Raw genomic sequence first — 17,847 nt, forward strand, 5'->3', positions numbered from 1 at the left:
CGTTGCGTGCTGGTACCACTGAACCTATGACCGGGTCGCCAACCGCCGCTGCCGCCAAGCCACCATTCGACGCCGTCATCTTCGACCTGGACGGGGTGGTCACCAACACGGCAGTAGTCCACCAGGCTGCATGGAAAGATGCGTTCGACCGCATCTTCCGCGACCCGCGGATGCCCGCCGGCGCCAACCGCGCTCCGCTGACCCGGGCGGAGTACCTCACCTTCATCGACGGCATGCCGCGCGAGGATGGAGTGGTCCGGCTCCTGGCAGCGCGGGGGGTGGAGATCGGCAGGGGAGCCGAGACCGATGCACCGGGTGCGTGGACAGGGTTTGGCCTCGGCGCCTGGAAGAACGAACTGTTCCACCAGCACCTACGCCGGGACGGGGTGCAAAGCTACCCGGGAACGCTGGAGCTGCTGCAGCGGCTTGCCGGCGCGTCGGTCCCCACCGCAGTGGTCACCTCCAGCCGCAACGCCGCGCCGGTCCTGGAAGCCGCAGGCATCAGGCACCTGTTCACGGTGGTCATGGACGGCGCGACGGCGGCAGGCCGGGGTTTGCGGGGAAAACCGGCACCGGACGTTTTCCTCGCCGCTGCAGCCCAGCTGGGCGTCGCACCCCCACACGCCGTGGTGATAGAGGACTCGGCGGCGGGAGTGGAAGCCGGACGCCGGGGCGGCTTCGGCATGGTGGTAGGAATCGACCGCAGCGGCAGCCGCCGCCAGTTGGAGGCTGCCGGCGCGAGGATTGTCCTCAACGATGTGGGTGAGCTGGACCTGGGGCTGGTAATCGGCAACGCCTGGCACCTCGTTTACGAAGGCGTCGACGCCGGGCACGAAGGGCACCGTGAAGCCCTGACCACGCTGGGCAATGGCTACATGGGCGTCCGGGGGGCGGCGCCCGAAGGCGGCCCCTTCAGCTACGCGGGCATGTACCTTGCCGGCGTGTATAACCGGGTCACGGTGCAGGCCGCCGACGAGATGCTGATCGAGGAACACATGGTCAATGCGCCCGATTGCCTCCCGCTGGACCTGCGGATCGCCGGACTGCAGTGGTGGTCCGACGGCGGCCTGGCCGTAGTGCGCGAGCGCCGGGTCCTGGACCTCCGACGGGCCGTGCTGGAACGGCGCCTGCTGCTCGAAGGCGCGGACCGCCGTCGCATTGAGGTGGTCCAGGTCCGCTTCGTTTCGATGGCCGAACCGCACCTCCTGGCCCTGGAAACCACCATCACCGCCCTGGGCTGGAGCGGGGCCGTGGAGGTGCGCAGCGGCATCAACGCCGGCGTCCGCAACGCGAACCTGCCGGAGCGCGCCCAGGGCTCGGATATCCATTTGGCAGACCTGACGCCATCCCGCAGCACCGCCGCCGAACTGCCCCCGGACGCCCTATCCGTCGTTGAAGTGCAGACAACCCAAAGCCTCATCCGTATCGCTGCGGCCTACCGCACGCGCACATCCGTGGCGGCGGAACCGGTGGGGGATGGCGGAAGCAGCCCCTTCCACTACCGGACGTTCCGTCTGTTCCTCACACCGGGTACCCCTGCCCGGCTGACCAAGACGGTGGCGGTGGTGACGTCCCGTGACCGCGCCATCTCCTCCCCTGAAACCGGTGCCCGCGCGGTGCTGGAGCGGGCCGGCGACTCATTCCCCGGGCTCCTGGCGTCCCACGAGGACGCATGGCGGCGGGAACTGCGCCCGTTCCTCGTGGAAATCGATGCCCCGGTCCAGGTACGCCTGGTCCTCAACCTGCACATTTTCCACCTCTTGCAGACACTGACGCGCCACACGGCAGAACTGGATGCCGGCGTCACCGCGCGTGGACTGCACGGGGAGGGCTACCGCGGGCACGTCTTCTGGGATGAACTGTTCGTCCTCCCGGTCCTCACCTCAAGAACCCCGGCGGTGGCCCGCTCCGTGATCGAGTACAGGTGGCGGCGGCTGCCCGCTGCCCGGCACGCCGCCGCCGCGGCAGGCCTGGCCGGGGCGAAGTTCCCGTGGCAGAGCGGCAGCGACGGGACCGAGGAGACACCAAAGTGGTTGTACAACGACCGCTCCGGCCGGTGGGTGCGGGACTATTCCCATCTTCAGGTCCACTCGGGCCTCGCGGTGGCCTTCAACGCCTGGCAGTACTTCCAGGCCACCGGCGACAAGATCTGGCTCCTCCAAAAAGGAGCTGACCTGGTCATCGAAGTGGCCCGGTTCTTCCGGTCCCTGGCGGTCTTCGACCTCCGGGACGGCAGATATCACCTGCGCGGTGTTGTGGGCCCCGATGAATACCACACGGGATATCCGGGGCGGCCCGAACCGGGCTTGGACGACAACGCCTATACCAACGTCATGGCGGCATGGGTGTGCCTGCAGGCGGCGGACATCCTTCGGTACCTGCACGGAAGCGAGCGTGCCGGCCTGATGGACTCACTCGGCGTTGCCGAAGAGGAAGCCGCCGGCTGGGAAGCCATGGGTGCCGCCATGTATGTCCCGTTCCACCGCGACGGCGTCATCAGCCAGTTCGAGGGATATGAGCAGCTAAGGGAACTGGACTGGGACCACTACCGCGACGCTTACGGCGACATTGAGCGGCTGGACCTGATCCTCGAAGCCGAAGACGACGGGACCAACTACTACAAGCTGGCAAAACAGGCGGATGTCCTGATGCTGCCGTACCTCTTGGGCCATGAAGGCCTGCTGGGAATCCTAGAGCGCCTCGACTACAGCTTTACGAAGGAACAACTCCACCGGACCATCGAGTACTACCTGTCCAGGACGGCCCACGGATCCACGTTGAGCCGGGTGGCCCACGCCTCCGTCCTGGCCGGTGTGGATGCCGACCGCGCCTGGGAAAGTTTCCGGGAAGCGCTCGACGCCGATCTCGACGACACCCAGCACGGCACCACGCGGGCGGGTATCCATTTGGGCGCCATGGGGCGGAACCATCGACGTGGTGCAGCGCAGCTTTGCCGGGCTGCGCTTCAGCGGGGACAGCATCGTGTTCGCGCCCAACCTGCCCACACGGCTCCGCGCGGTGGCCTTCGAGGTCCTCTACCGGGGACACCGGCTGCGGGTCCACCTCAAGGACGGACAGATGAGCATCGCGTCGGCCCCCGGTGACGCCGGCCCCATCACCGTGCACGTGTACGGCGCCGACGTGGTCCTCCCTCCGGGCCAGACCCGGCAGTTCCCGATGCCTGCCCGGAGCACCGGGGTGGCGGCATCGTGAGGCGGCTGGGCATACTGACGAGCGGTGGCGACTGCCCCGGAGTAAATGCGGTGATCCGTGGAGCGGTGCTGGGCGGCGACGTCGCCCACGGTTACGAGTTCCTGGGATTCCGCGACGGATGGCGTGGGGTTCTTGAGGATGATGTCCTTCCCCTGCCCAGGACGGGTGTCCGAGGGATCTCGCGCCTCGGCGGGACCATCCTTGGAACATCGCGGACCAATCCGATCGCCGCGGGCGGCATCGAGGCCGTACGTGCCGGCTTCCAGCGCAACCGGCTGGATGGCCTCATTGCCATCGGGGGAGAAGGCACCCTGGCGGCCGCCAGGGAATTGTGCACGCAGGGGCTCAATGTCCTGGGTGTCCCGAAAACCATCGACAACGACCTCAGCGCCACGGACTACACCTTTGGCTTCGACACCGCCGTCCAGACCGCCACCGAGGCGATTGACCGGTTGCGGACCACGGGGGAATCCCACCACCGGTGCATGATTGCCGAGGTCATGGGAAGGAACGCCGGCTGGATAGCACTGCACTCGGGCATGGCTTCGGGTGCGCACGCCATCCTGATACCGGAACATCCCGTCTCGATCGAGCAGATCTCCGCCTGGGTGCTTTCGGCGCGGGACCGCGGCAGGGCTCCGCTGGTGGTGGTGGCTGAGGCCTTCGTTCCGGAGGGGCGGCAGGCGCCGTATGCGCCGCGCGGCCTCGACACCTTCGGCCGGCCGCGCCTTGGCGGGATAGGGCTGCTGCTTGAGGAACAGTTGCAGGAACGGACCGGCATTGAAACCCGGGCCACCGTGCTTGGCCATATCCAGCGCGGCGGCGAGCCCACGGCTTTTGACCGGGTCCTTGCCACCCGGCTTGGCCTGGCCGCCGTCGAATCAGCCGCGGCCGGACGGTGGGACACCATGGTTGCGCTCCGGGGCACGGACATCGTGAACGTGGGCCTGGATGCGGCACTGGGCGAGCTCAAGCGGGTTCCCGAGGCCCGCTACCTGGAAGCCGCGGTGCTGTTCGGGTGATTCGACCGGCCGGAAGGGGAGGCCGGAAGAGGCTGCCACGACGGGAGCCTAGCCGGGCTGCTCCGGGCGGACGCGCAGGACGGCGGACCCGGTGATCCTGTCTGCAGCCAGATCTTCGAGCGCTTTGTCGGCGGCGTCGAACGGGTATTCGGTTGTCCTCAGGGTCAGTGACAGCCGGGCTGCCACGGCCAGAAACTCCCGCCCGTCCGCCCGGGTATTGGCTGTGACGCTGCGCAGCTGGCGTTCATAGAAAAGCTCCCGGCCGTAATTCAGGGCCGGAATATCGCTGAGGTGGATCCCGGCAACGGCAAGTGTCCCGCCACGGTCGAGGGCCGCCAGCGCCACCGGCACGAGATCGCCCACCGGTGCGAACAGGATGGCGGAATCCAGCGGCACAGGTGGCCGGCCAAAGGCGTCGCCGGCGTACTCGGCTCCCAATTCCAGTGCGAGTGATCGGGCCGCCTCCGAGCGGGTCATGACGAATACTGAAGCACCCTGCCTGATGGCCAGCTGCGCGGTGATATGGGCGGAGCTGCCGAAGCCGTAAATGCCAAGGCGGCCCCCAACCGGCAACGCAGCGCGTTTCAAGGCCCGGTACCCGATGATCCCGGAGCACAGCAACGGCGCGGCCTGTACATCGGAGAAGGCAGGCGGGATCGGGTAGGCAAAGTCCTCGGCGACTGCCAGCCGTTCGGCAAAGCCGCCGTCCGTGTCCCAGCCGGTGAACACCGGCGATGAGCACAGGTTTTCGTCGCCGCGGCGGCAGTAGTCGCACCTGCCGCACACTCCGCCGAGCCAGGCGACGCCTACCCTGTCGCCGGCGTGGAACCGTGAGCAGTCAGCGCCCGTTTCGATGACGACGCCGACCGCCTCGTGCCCGGGGACCACATGCTGGTGTTGGGGCGCCAGGTCTCCTTCAGCGAGATGGAGGTCGGTGCGGCATACGCCGCAAACGCTGACCTGAACCACGAGCTCATTCGGCCGCGGCCTGGGCGTGGCCCGGTCCCCCTGAACCAGGGGATGCGTGGAGATGGGGCCGGGGCTTCCCACCCACCATGCACGCACGGAACATCCCTTCCGGTGGCGCTTACTCGAAGCCGGCGCGGGTCGCGTCGTCCAGCGGTGTTTGCCACAGCAGCGGTGCTGTCATGGTGAAGCGCCTCCCCGTGATGGACTCGGGGGTGATACGGATGAAATATTCCTTGCCCACCCCCTGCCAGGGGAAGAGTGCGCGCCGGATGTCGTCGAGGTCCGGGCCTGTTGGCGTCGTCTCGACGGCCTTGCCCTTGACCACGACGCTCCATGCCAGGCCGAATTGGGAACTGACCGCATCTGCTTCGAGGGCCACGACGGCGTCGGACTCGATGGCCTGCTGTTTGGTGCCGCCGCCCGTGCGGAAGACAAGCGTATGGCCGTCCACCTTGTAATTGACGGGAAAGACGTCAGGATGGCCATCCGCCAAGACAGCCAGGCGTCCCACCCCGGTCTGGGAAAGAAGCGACCAGCACTCTTCAGCATCGAGGATTTCTGCTGCCGGTACGTTTGTGTTCTGTGTCATAGGGCACAGCGTAGGGAAGTCGCCCGCGCCCGGAAAGGGCACAAAGGCCCGGCCTAGGCGGACGAATGTGCTTGCGGCTAGAGCCAATCGGCGGCGAAGTCCACGGGCGGCCACCACCGGGTGGGCGGCGTGACCGGGAAACGGCGGCCGGTGAGTTCGGTGGGCGAGATGGCGATCAGGTGGTCCTTAATCCCGGCCTCCCAGGGTTCACGGTCGGCGTCGACTGCCGGCAGGCTCATGCGCGTTTCGTCGAACGGTTCCGGCCTGCCCTTTGCAACCACGCTCCACACCTCCGTGGCGTATGGATTGAGTCCGTCAACCTCCAGCGCTGCCACCGCCCCGCTCAGCAAGGCACGAAGCTTGGTTCCCGGCGCCGTCCGGAAAAACAGCATTTCGCCGGAGACGGAGAAGTTCACCGGAAAGATCTCGGGAATGTCGCCGTTGATGACTGCCAGCCGGCCGATGTAGGAAGACTTCAGGTACTCCCAGCACTCGTCAGCGTCCAATATTTCCGTGGGAGAGCCTGCCGGGGAACCAGTCATGGTACCGATCCTAAAGCCTGGGCAGCTGCAGTGCACCGGTGGAGGGGGAACGCTGTGCCGCCGGGTGGTGTTCAGCCAGGGCGGGGCAGGTTGCGCGACCGGAAGAGCTAAACTCCCGGGGTGGGCGCTTCGACGTCCGCGATGCCTATGAAACGCGTCCCGACGCCGTCGTACTCGCCGCGGACGAAGCCGGGCTGTACCGGTGGTACCTCGGCCGGTGCGTGGTGATCACACACCACATAGGTGAAGTCCGGCCACCACTTCTTGGGCCGTGCCGCTTCCTCATACCCGCACACGGCGCATTCCAGGTGGACCCACACCGGCCGCTTGCCTGTCCGGTTGGCGCGTGACTGCACCAGCCATGGGGGCGGATTGTCCAGGATGTCGCCGAGCTCGGCCTCGGACATCCACTTCGGCAGGCCATGGCGTTGCGCCATTTCAAGGGGTACATCGAGGGCTATTGCTGCGTCACGTCTGCTGATCATCACAGTCCACGATACGGGAGCAGGCCAAATCCCGCCGGTGGCCATGGCCACACCAGCCTGCTGTTCCGGCAGCTCCGCCGGTCAGGGTTGGTCCAGGACGCAGCCCGGGTGCGGGGCGTCGCTGGAAACCCACAGCGCCGCGGCGATTTCGTCAGCGAGGTCATACTCCCGGGCACCGCCGATCCGCACCACCAGCGCGCCGCCAAAGGGACGCCGTCCCAACACTTCCACGCCGGCGTCAAGCTCGATGTCCTCAGAGGCCAGGTAACGGAGCAACTCAGGGTTGTCGTCGCTGATCCTGGTGATCCTGCCGGAATGGCCCTCGTCCAGCTCGGCCAGGAGGTGGGCGCGCGGCATCAGCACCTGGCCGTCCGCCGTGGGAATGGGGTCTCCGTGCGGATCCCGGCTGGGATCCCCGAGTTTGGCGGCGACGCGCTCAATGAACGTGTCCGATACCGCGTGCTCCAGTTGTTCGGCCTCATCGTGCACTTCATCCCAGCTGTAGCCCAGGCGCTGCACAAGATAAGTTTCAATCAGCCGGTGGCGCCGCACCATGGCCAGCGCAAGCCGCAGCCCTGCATCGGTCAGCGTTACCGCGCTGTACGGCTTGTGGTCCACCAGGCCCTGGTCCTTGAGCTTGCGGACCATCTCGGATACGGACGAATTCGCCACTCCGAGCCGCTGGGCCAGTTGGGAGGACGTGATGGGCTTGTCCTGCCATTCAGTGAAGGAATAGATGACCTTGACGTAGTCCTCAATGGAGGAGGATGGCGCGCTGGTCTTCACAGGCTCAAGCCTACCGGGTTGCGCGCCGTGGCCGGGTCCGTGGAGCCCGCAGCGCCGGGCAATCCCATCCTGTTACGCCTTCACGGCGCGCCAGACCAGGGTGAGGTAGGGAAGGTCGAGTTCCTGGTCCGCCCCGTAGCCAAGATGGTCGTGGAGGTACCAGTCCAGGTTCGCCAGGACTTTGGCCCGGGTCGCCTCACCGGCCCGCAGGTAATAGCTGCGCGACTTGGTCAGTTCCATCAGGTCGGTGGTGGTCACCCTGTCCTGCCAGTGCGTGACATGCCCTTCGAGTCCGGTGAATTCGGGCCCCACCACGGGCTTGTGACCCGGCCGGTATACATCTCCGGCGTGCATGATCCTGGAGAGCCTGTGCACCCACGGCACCGAGGTATCCAGTTGGTTCCATATGAGGCCGAGCGTTCCGTGCGGACGGAGGACACGGGCAAGTTCGGCGCTCGCCGGCAGCGCGTCGCACCAGTGCCAGGCCTGGGCCACGGTGACGACGTCGAAGGAAGCGTCGGTCAGCCCCGTCGCCTCCGCGGTTCCCGTCACAGCCGTGGCGGCGGGGCAGTGCGCCGCCAGTTGGGCGAGCATGTCCGTGGAGGGGTCGACGGCGGTTACCTCCAGCCCCAACTCCAGCAGCAGGGCCGTGAATTTTCCGGTGCCAGCCCCGACGTCCAGTGCGTCCCGGGCCTGGGCGGGCACCAGCCACCGCGCAGATTCCAGGGGGTATCCCGGCCGGACGCGCTGGTAATGCCGTCCGCCGTCGCGGAAACTTCCGCCAAGTTCCCGCCGCCGCCCGTGATCAAGCTTGGGGCCACCCCGAACCACGCGTGGACTCCTTCAATTCCGCCTGTTGATGTCCCTCGAATTTACCGCACGCACCGCCTTGGAACGTGCCGAGGGACAAGCGGAGGGAAGTGCCAGGGGTCAGTCGTCGATGCAGGGAGCAGCGCCGGCCGTACCCGGGGTGTTGGGTGCCCAGTGCGGGTAGGTGCGGGAATCGTTGGCCGGTACCCAGCGGCCTGAGTCCACCACATAGTCCCAGCCCAGTCCGTCGCTGCGCAGCGCCCGGATGCCGGCCAGGAGGCGTTCGGCATCCTCCAAGCGTGATCCCACGCCGAAACTTGCCCGGAGGGAGCCGTTCGGCAGGCCCAAGCGCTTCAGCAGCGGGTGGGCGCAGAAGCGTCCGTCGCGCAGGCCCACGCCGTGTTCGGCCGAGAGGTAGGCGGCCACCAGCCCGGCGTCGTAGCCCGCAACCGAGAAGTTGACCACGCCGATGGTGTCCGTTTCCGGATTGGTGTCCTTGAAGATCTGGTGGACGGTGACGCCGTCGACGCCCTGCAGGCCCCCCACCAGGAAGGAGCGGATGGCCGCTTCGTGGGCGTGCCACCGGGCCTGGTCCAGTTCGGCGATGACCTGCGTGGCGCGGGCCAGCGTGGCGGCGCCGAGGACGTTCGGTGAGCCCCCCTCGTGGCGGGCCGGGCCGGTGGCCCAGCTGACGCCGTCGAGCCTTGCCTCCTTGACCGCGCCGCCGCCGGCGAGGTGGGGGGTCCCGGCGTCGAGCCAGTCCGGGCGTCCCACCAGGACGCCTGCACCGAACGGTGCGTACAGCTTGTGGCCGGAGAAAGCGAGGTAGTCGACGTCATCCGTGCTGATGTCCACCCGGCGGTGCGGCGCGAGCTGCGCGGCGTCCACCACGATCCGGGCGCCGTGCTGGTGCGCCAGTGCGGCGAAGGCGCGGATGGGGAGGATTTCCCCTGTGACGTTCGAGGCGCCGGTGATGGCCAGCAGGCTGACGCCACCCTGCTCCAGCTCAGCGCGGACGGCCTCCAGCGTGCCGCTGATGGTGTCCTCGGCGACGATGCTGCGGTGCGGGACCCCCTGCCACGGCAGGAGGTTGGCGTGGTGTTCGATGTCCAGGTACAGCACATCACCGGCGGGGCGGCCGTCTGCCAACGGCAGGCAACCGGCCAGCAGGTTCAGGGAGTCGGTGGTGTTTCGGGTAAAGATGACCGAATCATCGGGGCGGCCTCCTACGAAGTCCCGGACAATGCTGCGGGCGTTTTCGTAGACGGAGGTGCTGATCTGGGATGCGTACCCGGCGCCCCGGTGGACACTCGCGTAGTACGGGAGGATCTCGTTCAGGTACGCGGACACCACTGACAGTGCGGGGGCGGATGCACCGTAGTCGAGGTTCGCGTAGCGGACGTGGCCGCCCGAAATGAGGGGCGCCTGGATTTCAGCGCCCGTGACCGCAGCGAGCGGCCGGCCGGCGACGCCCTGGCGCGGATCCGCCGCGGCTGCGGTGGCGATGGCGGACTGGGGGGAGACGGTGGCAGTTGTCACAGAGACCTCACTTGGACAGGACTCCGGCATAGTGGAATCCGCGCTTGCCGTATCCGCTCCGGACCGGCCTGGTCGTCACCCGGGGCACCCCACCGCGAATGGAGGGTTGCCGGCCAGCAAACCGGGGTTTTGCGCTGGCACTCGTGACCTGGATAAAAGCGTAGAACATGGAATGGCCAGGACTAAAGCTGCGGGAATTGTTAAGGCCTTTGTTACGTCCTGCCGAACAAACGGCGCCGGACACCCCCAAAAAGAGGCGTCCGGCGTCGTATTATTCGAAATTCGCGCGGTCAGGGCGCCTGCTGAAGCAGGTCGTCGAGGTCCGGGTTCAGCCGGTGCAGCACCTCTGAATGCAGGATCGAGTTCGTGGCCAGCGCATTGCCGCCGAACGGTCCGTCCTCGCCTTCGAGGGAGGTGAAGCGGCCGCCGGCCTCCACCACGATCGGCACCAGGGCAGCCATGTCGTACAAATTCAGTTCGGGTTCGCAGGCGATGTCCACCGAGCCTTCGGCCACCATGCAGTAGGACCAGAAGTCCCCGTACGCCCGGGTCCGCCACACGTCCTCCGTCAGGCCCAGGAAGTCGTCAAGGTTTCCGCGTTCCTTCCAGCCGCCCAGGCTGGAGTAGGAGAGGGAGGCGTCGGCCAGGTTGGAGACGTTGGAGACCCGGAGCCGGGTGGCGGCGGCCAGGGACCTGCCCATGTACGCACCCATGCCTTTGGCCGCCCACCAGCGCTTGCCGAGCGCCGGTGCGCTGACGACGCCGACTACGGGCTCGCCTTCGTCCACCAGGGCGATCAGCGTGGCCCAGACCGGGACGCCGCGGACGAAGTTCTTGGTCCCGTCGATGGGATCGATGATCCAGCGCCGCGAGCCGTGGCCGGTGCTGCCGAATTCCTCGCCCAGGACTGCATCGCGGGGCCGGGAACGGGAGAGCTGGCCGCGGATGGCTTCCTCGGCGGCCTTGTCGGCATCGGTGACCGGCGTCAGGTCCGGCTTGGTCTCGACGTGGAGGTCCAGGGCCTTGAACCGGCTCATCGTCTGGTCATCCACGGAGTCGGCCAGGACGTGGGCCAGGCGCAGGTCATCGTTGTAACTCGAAGCGGGTTGGATCATGGTTCCAAACTACCGTCTGCGGGCGTTTCTGCCGGGAGAACGCGTCAGTTGACGCTGCCGAGCTCCTTGGTTTCCTGTGCTTCCATCCTCGGGTCGGCGCCAAGCAACCGCCGCAGGGATGCCAGGCGGGCGGCTCCGGTGGGGCCGGCGTGTCCGCCGTTAACCCACTCGTCCAGCCCGCAGTTAACCGCCGTTGCCGTGTGCTTGCAGCCCCGTTCGCAGTTTTCGATGCCGGGGGAGAGGTCCGGGAACGAGCGCAGGATCCTGTCCGGGTCCACGTGTGCCAGGCCAAAGGAGCGGATACCCGGGGTGTCGATGATCCAGCTGCCGGGCGGCGCGTCCGCCAGCCGCAGTGCCAGCGCCGAAGATGACGTGTGCCGGCCGCGCCCGGTCACGGCGTTGACGCCGCCGGTGGCCCGCTCGGCGCCCGTGAGTGCGTTCACCATGGTGGATTTGCCCACCCCGGAATGACCCAGCATGACGGTGACTGTGCCGTCGAGGTGGGCGCGGAGGGCCGCCACCGCTGCGCTGTCCAGCCGGGCGGAAAGGCCGTCGTCGGACCGCGCGTCAATTCCGGAGGCCTGCGCGTCGGCGGTCTTGCTGATGATGACCGGGAAGTCCAGGTGCGTGTAATTGGAGAGGAGCTCCGCGGGGTCCTTCACGTCCGCCTTGGTCACCAGGAGGATCGGCTCGATCCCGGCGTCATAGGCCGCCACCAGGGCGCGGTCTATGAAGCCGGTGCGGGGCTCGGGGTTGGCAGCTGCCACGACGATGACCAGCTGGTCCGCGTTTGCCACCACGGCGCGCTCCACGGGATCGGTGTCGTCGGCGCTGCGGCGCAGGAGGGTGCGTCGGTCCTGGATCTTAACCAGTCGGGCCAGCGTGTCCGGCGCTCCGGAGACGTCCCCGACCAGGGAGACGAAGTCGCCGGCCACCACGGGATTACGGCGAAGCTCGCGGGCGCGTGCAGCGATGACCACGCGCTCATCACCCGAGTCCTCGCCCACCACCGCGGTGTACCGGCCGCGGTCCACTGTGATGATCCGGCCGGTTACGGCGTCGTCGTGGCTGGGACGGTCCTTGGTGCGGGGCCGGGAGCCTTTCTTGCTTGGGCGGATCCTGACGTCCGATTCGTCCCAGGAATCAGTGCTGCGCGCCACTGCCGCGCCCTTCAGGTCCGGTGGCGGACGTGCCTTCCTGGGCCAGCATGCCCGCCCAAAGCTGGGGAAAATCGGGCATGGTCTTGGCGGTGGTGGCAATGTCCTCCACCTGGACCCCTTGCACCGCGAGTCCCAGGATTGCCCCGGCAGTGGCCATGCGGTGGTCCGCGTAGCTGTGCACGACGCCGGCGTGCAGCCGGGCGGGGCGGATGAGCAGTCCGTCCGGGGTTTCCTCGGCGTCGCCGCCGAGCCGGTTGATCTCCGCCACCAAGGCGGCGAGCCTGTCTGTTTCGTGTCCGCGCAGGTGCGCGATCCCGGTGAGCCGGGAGGGCCCCGAAGCCAAGGCGCACAGCGCGGCGACGGTGGGGGCGAGCTCGCTGGTGTCGGCGAAGTTGCCACCCTTGATCTCCGGGCCGCCGGTGACGGTCAGGACGCCGCCTGCCAGGGTGACGGTGGCGCCCATGGTGGTGAGGATGCTGCGCCACAGGTCGCCTACCTGCTGGGTTTCCGCCGGCCAGTCCGGGATCCGGACAGTTCCCCGCGAAGCGAGGGCCGCCGCCAGGAACGGGCCTGCATTGGAAAGGTCTTGTTCGATCCGCTGGTCGAAGGCGCGGATCGGTCCGGGTGCCACCACCCAGTGGTTGGGAACGGAGTCGTCCACTGACACGCCTGCGCCGCGCAGGACCGCGACCGTCATGTTGATGTGGTCCAGGCTGGGAACCGGTTTGCCGACGTGCTCAAGGTGCAGGCCGTCGTCGAACCTTGCCCCCACCAGCAGGAGCGCCGAGACAAACTGGGACGAGGCGCTGGCGTCAATCACCAGGTGCCCGCCGCGGACCGAGCCTCTGCCCTCCACGACGAACGGGAGGGAAGCAGGGGTGTTCCCGTCTTCGGCTGAGACCGCTACGCCCAGGGCCTTGAGGGCCTCGATGATGGTCCCCATAGGACGCTTGCGGGCGTGCGGGTCGCCGTCGAACACGCTGGCGCCGTTGCGGAGCGCAGCGAGCGGCGGCACGAACCGCATGACCGTGCCTGCCAGCCCGCAGTCGATCCTGGTCAGCGTTGCCTGGGCTTGTGCAGGCAGCGGAACCACTTCAAGGTCGGGACCGAAGGCTCCGTCGCCGGGAACCTCCGTGATCGTGGCGCCGAGTTGCCGCAGCGCATCGATCATCAGAGCGGAATCCCTGGAATGCAGGGGCGCCCGCAACCGGGACGGTCCGTCCGCCAACGCAGCCAGAACAAGGTACCGGTTGGTCAGGGATTTCGAGCCTGGCACCGTCACCGTGGCATTGATGGGCCGGGAAGCGAAAGGTGCATCCCAGTGCTGGACGGGTGTTCCGGACGTGTCCCGTGCGGCAGTTGCTGCGGTCATTCGTGCTTATGCTCCTGTGGCGTGATCGACGGCCCGGCGCACAGCCTTGTCCGCCTTGTGCAGCTTCTTGTTCGTGGTCTTGCGCGCGTCTGCCGCGAGGTGCGTTGCGTTCCGGCGGGCACCTGCGGCCAGGTGCTCGGCACGCCAGGCCAGTCCCGGCTTGCCTGCGGTGTCCACCGAAGCGAGCAATGCACCGCCGCTGAGGGAGAGGTTCTTGAGCAACTGGTTCCGGCGGGTCTCGCGGCCTTCCTTGCTGCTGATGTCCGCGCTGCGCCACTCAACGAACGTGTTCAAGAGGGAAACGACCGTCAGCAGGGATGCGGAGAGCCTGGAGAACTTGCCCAGCCCGAACAGGACGCCGGCGCCCACCTGCGTGCCGCCGATGACACGGGCAAGGGTCTTTTCGCTGGCCTGGAAGGGCAGCGAAGCCGCGGCCTTGCGCAGCAGGGGTGAGAGCTGCTGGGCAGTGTCGTCGGAGTTCTTGAGCTTATCCAGTCCGGCAATAACAAAACTGGAGGCGAGCATAGGCCGTGCGAGCGTGCGGACAAAGGACATGGATTTCCTCCTGGCTGGACGAACCGCGGAACGCGGCGGAGTCGGTCCTAGTCTTGCACTTTTGGGGAATATTTGCCTGCGGGAGGGGGTTATGGCAAACGGGTCACTGACATGCGGCCCGACGATCATTCACCCGATACAGAGCGGAGTTGGCCCTTGGGGAAGGTGTTGGACGGAACGAGGCCTGCGGGTCCGGTGGCAGTGGAAGCGCTGGCTGCCGAACCCGTTGAGTACGGCATGCCCCGGGCGGGAAGGCTGACAGTAGACTTGAAGGCAATGAGCACCCTGGATCCGGCCGTCGCGGCCATGTATGAGGCATCACCTGGCGCAGCGAACGGCTCGGCAGGGGCGCCGCCGGCGTCTGCCGCACCGGCGGAAGTGGTTGCTCCGGCCGCAGGGCCGGACACCGAGGACGCCGCCCTGGACGTTGATGCGGAGACGGTCGAGGACCGCCGCCTGCGGTTCGAGCGGGACGCCATGCAGTACGTTGACCAGCTGTACTCGGCTGCGATGCGCATGGCACGGAACCCCTCAGATGCCGAAGACCTGGTCCAGGAGGCCTACACCAAGGCTTTTTCCGCGTTCCACCAGTACAAGCCGGGCACGAACCTCAAAGCGTGGCTGTACCGGATCCTGACCAACACCTACATCAACCTCTACCGCAAGAGGCAGCGCGAGCCGCTTCAGTCCAACTCGGACACGATCGAGGACTGGCAGCTTGCCCGCGCGGAGTCGCATACTTCAAGCGGACTTCGCTCGGCTGAGGCCGAGGCGTTGGACCACCTCCCGGATTCGGACGTCAAGCGGGCGCTCCAGGACATTCCGGAGGAATTCCGATTGGCAGTCTATTTTGCCGACGTCGAGGGCTACGCCTACAAAGAAATCTCAGACATCATGAATACGCCCATCGGCACTGTGATGTCCCGGCTCCACCGCGGCCGGAGAATGTTGCGGGACATGCTCGCGGAATACGCCGCCGAGCGCGGATTCAAAACGGCCGCAGATGCATCGGATGCGGCAGGAAGCAAATCACAGGAGAGCAGGAAATGAGCGACTGCCAGGGATTGGGCGATTGCGACGACACACGGATGCAACGCATCTACGAATACCTTGACGGGGCGCTGACCCGCGAGGACCTGACCGAAATCAAGAACCACTTGGACGACTGCCCTGAGTGTGCGCAGCAGTATGACCTGGAGTGCGTCATCCGCAACATGGTCAAGCGCTCCTGCACGGAGTCCGCGCCGGACAACCTGAAGAACGCCATCCTGGACCGGATCCACGCCATCCGCCCGGTGGAGGCGTAGGAAAGCGACGCACCGGCGGACTCTGGCCGCCGACAGCAAAGGACCCCGCAAGCCGAATGGCTTGCGGGGTCCTTTGCTTGAACCGTAGTCCCTGGCATTTGCCTAGGTGTTGGGGCGCTTCCCGTGGTTCGCGCCGCCACGCTTACGGTCACGACGCTTGCGTGCACGCTTGCTCATAGCTGGCCTCCTTACTGTTGGTACTCAAAAGAGCTGCCCTCCAGTCTCCCACATGATGTGGCGCCCCGCGAACCGGAGCAGCCGGATGGCCTGCGGTGGTGCGGCGGAGTGGCGCGGCCTAGCTGTGGAGCGTGCTGCTGATGGCTGACCGGGCTTGTTCAAGGACAAGCCGGACCTGATCAAGTGCCACCGCGTTCAGGGGCCCGTGCGGGGACTGGCCTTGAAGGTCCGCACGGATGCCATCACCGAATTGCTGCAGCATCAGCTCTACGGCAAGCCGCTGCACGGACGCGGAGATGCCGCGTTCCACCGCTGCGAGGTCCACCCGGCGCCGGTTCAGCTCGGCAACTCCGGCTGCCGTGATGCAGTACGTGGTACGTCGCCCGGAAGGCTCAGTTGATACCAGTCCTTCCTCCTCAAGCTTGCCCAGCCGTGGGTAGATTGTTCCTGCGCTGGGCGAGTATGCGCCTTCGAACCGGCCCTCGAGCGCCTTGATGAGCTCGTACCCGTGCTTGGGTCCGCCCTCGAGCAGGGCAAGCAGGTACAAGCGCAACGCACCGTGTGCGAAGACGGGCGGCATCAGCCGTGTGCTTCCCCGCTGCCGGAGGCCGGGGCGTGGACAATGGACGTCCTGCCGGACACCGAGTTGGTCCTGACCAGCATCAACTGCCCGTCCGGCCCGGCAATCGTCTCCACTTTTCCGTTGGCCAGGAAGCACTGCTGGCCGTCAAGGACCACCGCTCCGCCGGCCGACTTGGCTACGATATCGACGCCGACATCGTGGGGGAGCTGGATGGTGAGGTCTCCGGAGACGGAGTTGGAACCGAAATCATGGGTGAAGCCAAGGAGTTCGAAACTGAGGTGGCCGCTGACGGTGTTCGTCCGCACGTTGGTGAAGTGTCCGGACGCGGTTACCGCCCCGGAGACGCTCTTGACCGTGAGGACGCCGCGGTGGTCCCTGACGGCGGCCGTACCGCTGACAGTGTTGACCTGCAGGTCACCGGAGGTACCGTCCGCCACGACGGAGCCCGACACCGTATTGAGGCGGACATGGGCGGCGACGCCGGAGACCACTCCCTCGCCACTGACGGTGCCAACTTCCACCTCGACGCCCGGTGGAACGGAGATGCTGATCACTGCCGAGTTGTCGCTGCTGTGATTGACGGTTTCCATCAAATTCTTGAACCATCCCTGCGGACCATTCAGCTGGTGCCGGACCTCCACCCGGCCGCCACTGGCCGAAACCGCCACGGGGTCCCCGTGGACCTCCGAGATCTCAACCCGCACATACGGCCCGGCATGGGCCGTCACGGTGAACGTGCCGCGCACCATGCCCAGCTTCAGGGCTGTGGCGTCCCCGATCTCGATGGTTTGCGGGCCTTGCACACTCCAGTTTCCGTCAGCCATGGTCCCCTCCAGAGGCGATATATCGCGTTGGCCTTCAACCTAGCCGCGCCGCCCTGCGCCGGTCAAGGCATCCTGTCCATGCCTACTGCGGGGCGTCCATCCCCAGCCACTGGAACCAGCCGCGGTGGAGCACCAGCCAAGCCATGAGGCCATATCCGGCCTGGCCCGGGGTGCCCCCGTTTGCGGCGAGGTCCTGGCGCCACTGTTCGTGGTTCAGCAGTGGCGAGAAGGTATCGACGTAAAGGTGCTTGCGCCGGGTGGTGACGTCGGCGAAGGCGGTGTTCAGTTCGTCCAGCCTGCGGTTCTGGGCCGGATCGAGGGTGGGCGGGGGTCCGACGACGAAGACCTCGATGCGGTTCTGCGAAGCCGAGTCCAGGATGTTGGCCAGGTTCAGCCTGCTCCGCGCGGTCGAGAGGCCGAATTCGATGTCACGTCCGGACAGGCCGATGACCAAGCGGTTCTCCGCCTGGTTGCTGAAGCGCCGGCCAGCTTCGTCCAACCACCGGGCCGCAAGCCCCTCGGTACCTTCCTGCGGACAGGGGAGGGCATAGCTTTCCAGCAGCATGCCGTCCTGGGGAGTGCGGGCCAGGACGCGGCCAAGCCAGCCCAGCGCCCGGGGGTCGCCCAGTCCGGCCAGCAGTTCGTCTCCTACAGCTGCGATCCGCAGCTTCCTGTCTTCCACGCGTTCCTCTTTACTTCCGAACCGGCCGCAGCCTCCGTTGCCGCCGCAGCTGCGGAGGTACGGGGCGGCGCTGTCCAACCATTAAACAGAACTGCCCGGCCGGACGCTGGTATTTCG

At 67.0% G+C, this 17,847-nt stretch carries 20 protein-coding genes and 1 riboswitch; of the genes, 5 read left to right on the forward strand and 15 right to left on the reverse strand.

What is annotated here, in order from left to right; translation table 11 throughout:
• Positions 1 to 26: 26 nt before the first annotated feature.
• Genes QRN53_RS02105 through QRN53_RS02115 form a run of 3 tightly spaced genes read left to right on the forward strand, consistent with a single transcriptional unit; the run spans position 27 to position 4,235 of the window.
• Positions 27 to 3,104, forward strand: a complete 3,078-nt coding sequence (locus QRN53_RS02105) for an HAD-IA family hydrolase (RefSeq protein WP_285242373.1) — start codon at positions 27 to 29, stop codon at positions 3,102 to 3,104.
• A complete protein-coding gene (locus tag QRN53_RS02110; RefSeq protein ID WP_285242374.1) occupies positions 3,019 to 3,213 on the forward strand; it encodes a glycosyl hydrolase family 65 domain-containing protein in 195 nt (64 codons plus the stop codon). Before QRN53_RS02105 ends, QRN53_RS02110 begins: the two co-directional genes overlap by 86 nt.
• Positions 3,210 to 4,235, forward strand: a complete 1,026-nt coding sequence (locus QRN53_RS02115) for an ATP-dependent 6-phosphofructokinase (protein ID WP_285242375.1) — start codon at positions 3,210 to 3,212, stop codon at positions 4,233 to 4,235. Before QRN53_RS02110 ends, QRN53_RS02115 begins: the two co-directional genes overlap by 4 nt.
• A 48-nt stretch (positions 4,236 to 4,283) precedes the next feature.
• On the opposite strand, the gene QRN53_RS02120 is transcribed toward QRN53_RS02115, so the two are convergent.
• The 11 genes from QRN53_RS02120 to QRN53_RS02170 form a co-directional block, all read right to left on the reverse strand.
• Positions 4,284 to 5,300 carry a zinc-dependent alcohol dehydrogenase family protein gene (locus QRN53_RS02120; RefSeq protein ID WP_285242376.1) on the reverse strand — a complete coding sequence of 339 codons (1,017 nt, stop codon included), beginning with the start codon at positions 5,298 to 5,300 and terminating at the stop codon, positions 4,284 to 4,286.
• 22 nt (positions 5,301 to 5,322) lie between these two features.
• A complete protein-coding gene (locus QRN53_RS02125; protein WP_285242377.1) occupies positions 5,323 to 5,793 on the reverse strand; it encodes a pyridoxamine 5'-phosphate oxidase family protein in 471 nt (156 codons plus the stop codon).
• A 77-nt stretch (positions 5,794 to 5,870) separates the two neighbouring features.
• Positions 5,871 to 6,335 carry a pyridoxamine 5'-phosphate oxidase family protein gene (locus QRN53_RS02130; protein WP_285242378.1) on the reverse strand — a complete coding sequence of 155 codons (465 nt, stop codon included), beginning with the start codon at positions 6,333 to 6,335 and terminating at the stop codon, positions 5,871 to 5,873.
• 107 nt (positions 6,336 to 6,442) lie between these two features.
• Positions 6,443 to 6,820: a hypothetical protein gene (locus QRN53_RS02135; protein WP_285242379.1), complete on the reverse strand. Its 378-nt coding sequence runs from the start codon at positions 6,818 to 6,820 to the stop codon at positions 6,443 to 6,445.
• An 81-nt stretch (positions 6,821 to 6,901) separates the two neighbouring features.
• A complete protein-coding gene (locus QRN53_RS02140) occupies positions 6,902 to 7,606 on the reverse strand; it encodes a metal-dependent transcriptional regulator (protein ID WP_285242380.1) in 705 nt (234 codons plus the stop codon).
• Between the two features lie 72 nt (positions 7,607 to 7,678).
• The gene (locus QRN53_RS02145; RefSeq protein ID WP_285242381.1) at positions 7,679 to 8,437 is read right to left on the reverse strand and encodes a class I SAM-dependent methyltransferase; all 759 of its coding nucleotides are present in this window, start codon (positions 8,435 to 8,437) and stop codon (positions 7,679 to 7,681) included.
• Between the two features lie 99 nt (positions 8,438 to 8,536).
• Positions 8,537 to 9,955, reverse strand: a complete 1,419-nt coding sequence (locus QRN53_RS02150) for an aminotransferase class V-fold PLP-dependent enzyme (RefSeq protein ID WP_285242382.1) — start codon at positions 9,953 to 9,955, stop codon at positions 8,537 to 8,539.
• Positions 9,956 to 9,990: 35 nt separating this feature from the next.
• A riboswitch (SAM riboswitch) is annotated at positions 9,991 to 10,104 on the reverse strand.
• A 141-nt stretch (positions 10,105 to 10,245) separates the two neighbouring features.
• A complete protein-coding gene (gene hisN / locus QRN53_RS02155; protein ID WP_285242383.1) occupies positions 10,246 to 11,070 on the reverse strand; it encodes a histidinol-phosphatase in 825 nt (274 codons plus the stop codon).
• Between the two features lie 44 nt (positions 11,071 to 11,114).
• Positions 11,115 to 12,230, reverse strand: a complete 1,116-nt coding sequence (gene rsgA, locus QRN53_RS02160) for a ribosome small subunit-dependent GTPase A (protein WP_285242384.1) — start codon at positions 12,228 to 12,230, stop codon at positions 11,115 to 11,117.
• Positions 12,214 to 13,602 (reverse strand): 3-phosphoshikimate 1-carboxyvinyltransferase, encoded by a 1,389-nt coding sequence (gene aroA, locus QRN53_RS02165; protein ID WP_285242385.1) that lies wholly within the window; start codon positions 13,600 to 13,602, stop codon positions 12,214 to 12,216. Before aroA ends, rsgA begins: the two co-directional genes overlap by 17 nt.
• 6 nt (positions 13,603 to 13,608) lie before the next feature.
• Positions 13,609 to 14,157: a DoxX family protein gene (locus QRN53_RS02170; protein ID WP_285242386.1), complete on the reverse strand. Its 549-nt coding sequence runs from the start codon at positions 14,155 to 14,157 to the stop codon at positions 13,609 to 13,611.
• 237 nt (positions 14,158 to 14,394) lie between these two features.
• Between QRN53_RS02170 and QRN53_RS02175 the strand changes: the two genes are divergently transcribed.
• Positions 14,395 to 15,207, forward strand: a complete 813-nt coding sequence (locus tag QRN53_RS02175) for a sigma-70 family RNA polymerase sigma factor (RefSeq protein WP_502934813.1) — start codon at positions 14,395 to 14,397, stop codon at positions 15,205 to 15,207.
• Positions 15,204 to 15,464: a mycothiol system anti-sigma-R factor gene (rsrA, locus tag QRN53_RS02180; RefSeq protein ID WP_018760161.1), complete on the forward strand. Its 261-nt coding sequence runs from the start codon at positions 15,204 to 15,206 to the stop codon at positions 15,462 to 15,464. Before QRN53_RS02175 ends, rsrA begins: the two co-directional genes overlap by 4 nt.
• A 102-nt stretch (positions 15,465 to 15,566) precedes the next feature.
• Here the strand turns inward: rsrA and QRN53_RS21840 are convergent, their stop codons facing one another.
• The 4 genes from QRN53_RS21840 to QRN53_RS02195 form a co-directional block, all read right to left on the reverse strand.
• Positions 15,567 to 15,641 carry a 50S ribosomal protein bL37 gene (locus QRN53_RS21840; RefSeq protein ID WP_369299106.1) on the reverse strand — a complete coding sequence of 25 codons (75 nt, stop codon included), beginning with the start codon at positions 15,639 to 15,641 and terminating at the stop codon, positions 15,567 to 15,569.
• A gap of 118 nt (positions 15,642 to 15,759) precedes the next feature.
• Positions 15,760 to 16,221, reverse strand: coding sequence for a PadR family transcriptional regulator (locus QRN53_RS02185; RefSeq protein WP_285242388.1), 462 nt, complete (start codon positions 16,219 to 16,221; stop codon positions 15,760 to 15,762).
• Positions 16,221 to 17,048, reverse strand: coding sequence for a DUF4097 family beta strand repeat-containing protein (locus QRN53_RS02190; protein ID WP_285242389.1), 828 nt, complete (start codon positions 17,046 to 17,048; stop codon positions 16,221 to 16,223). Before QRN53_RS02190 ends, QRN53_RS02185 begins: the two co-directional genes overlap by 1 nt.
• Positions 17,049 to 17,130: 82 nt before the next feature.
• The gene (locus QRN53_RS02195; RefSeq protein WP_285242390.1) at positions 17,131 to 17,730 is read right to left on the reverse strand and encodes a GDSL-type esterase/lipase family protein; all 600 of its coding nucleotides are present in this window, start codon (positions 17,728 to 17,730) and stop codon (positions 17,131 to 17,133) included.
• Between the last annotated feature and the right edge of the window lie 117 nt (positions 17,731 to 17,847).

Origin of the sequence: Pseudarthrobacter sp. fls2-241-R2A-127, from assembly GCF_030209355.1 — a bacterium.
In the GTDB taxonomy this organism is placed as follows: Bacteria; Actinomycetota; Actinomycetes; order Actinomycetales; family Micrococcaceae; genus Arthrobacter.

Coding starts and splice junctions, on each gene's coding strand:
- QRN53_RS02135 (WP_285242379.1), bottom strand. CDS start 6,820: ATGATCAGCAGACGTGACGCAGCAATAGCCCTCGATGTACCCCTTGAA.
- QRN53_RS02130 (WP_285242378.1), bottom strand. CDS start 6,335: ATGACTGGTTCCCCGGCAGGCTCTCCCACGGAAATATTGGACGCTGAC.
- rsrA (WP_018760161.1), top strand. CDS start 15,204: ATGAGCGACTGCCAGGGATTGGGCGATTGCGACGACACACGGATGCAA.
- hisN (WP_285242383.1), bottom strand. CDS start 11,070: ATGATCCAACCCGCTTCGAGTTACAACGATGACCTGCGCCTGGCCCAC.
- aroA (WP_285242385.1), bottom strand. CDS start 13,602: ATGACCGCAGCAACTGCCGCACGGGACACGTCCGGAACACCCGTCCAG.
- QRN53_RS02125 (WP_285242377.1), bottom strand. CDS start 5,793: ATGACACAGAACACAAACGTACCGGCAGCAGAAATCCTCGATGCTGAA.
- QRN53_RS02105 (WP_285242373.1), top strand. CDS start 27: ATGACCGGGTCGCCAACCGCCGCTGCCGCCAAGCCACCATTCGACGCC.
- QRN53_RS02175 (WP_502934813.1), top strand. CDS start 14,395: ATGCCCCGGGCGGGAAGGCTGACAGTAGACTTGAAGGCAATGAGCACC.
- QRN53_RS02190 (WP_285242389.1), bottom strand. CDS start 17,048: ATGGCTGACGGAAACTGGAGTGTGCAAGGCCCGCAAACCATCGAGATC.
- QRN53_RS02170 (WP_285242386.1), bottom strand. CDS start 14,157: ATGTCCTTTGTCCGCACGCTCGCACGGCCTATGCTCGCCTCCAGTTTT.
- QRN53_RS02185 (WP_285242388.1), bottom strand. CDS start 16,221: ATGCCGCCCGTCTTCGCACACGGTGCGTTGCGCTTGTACCTGCTTGCC.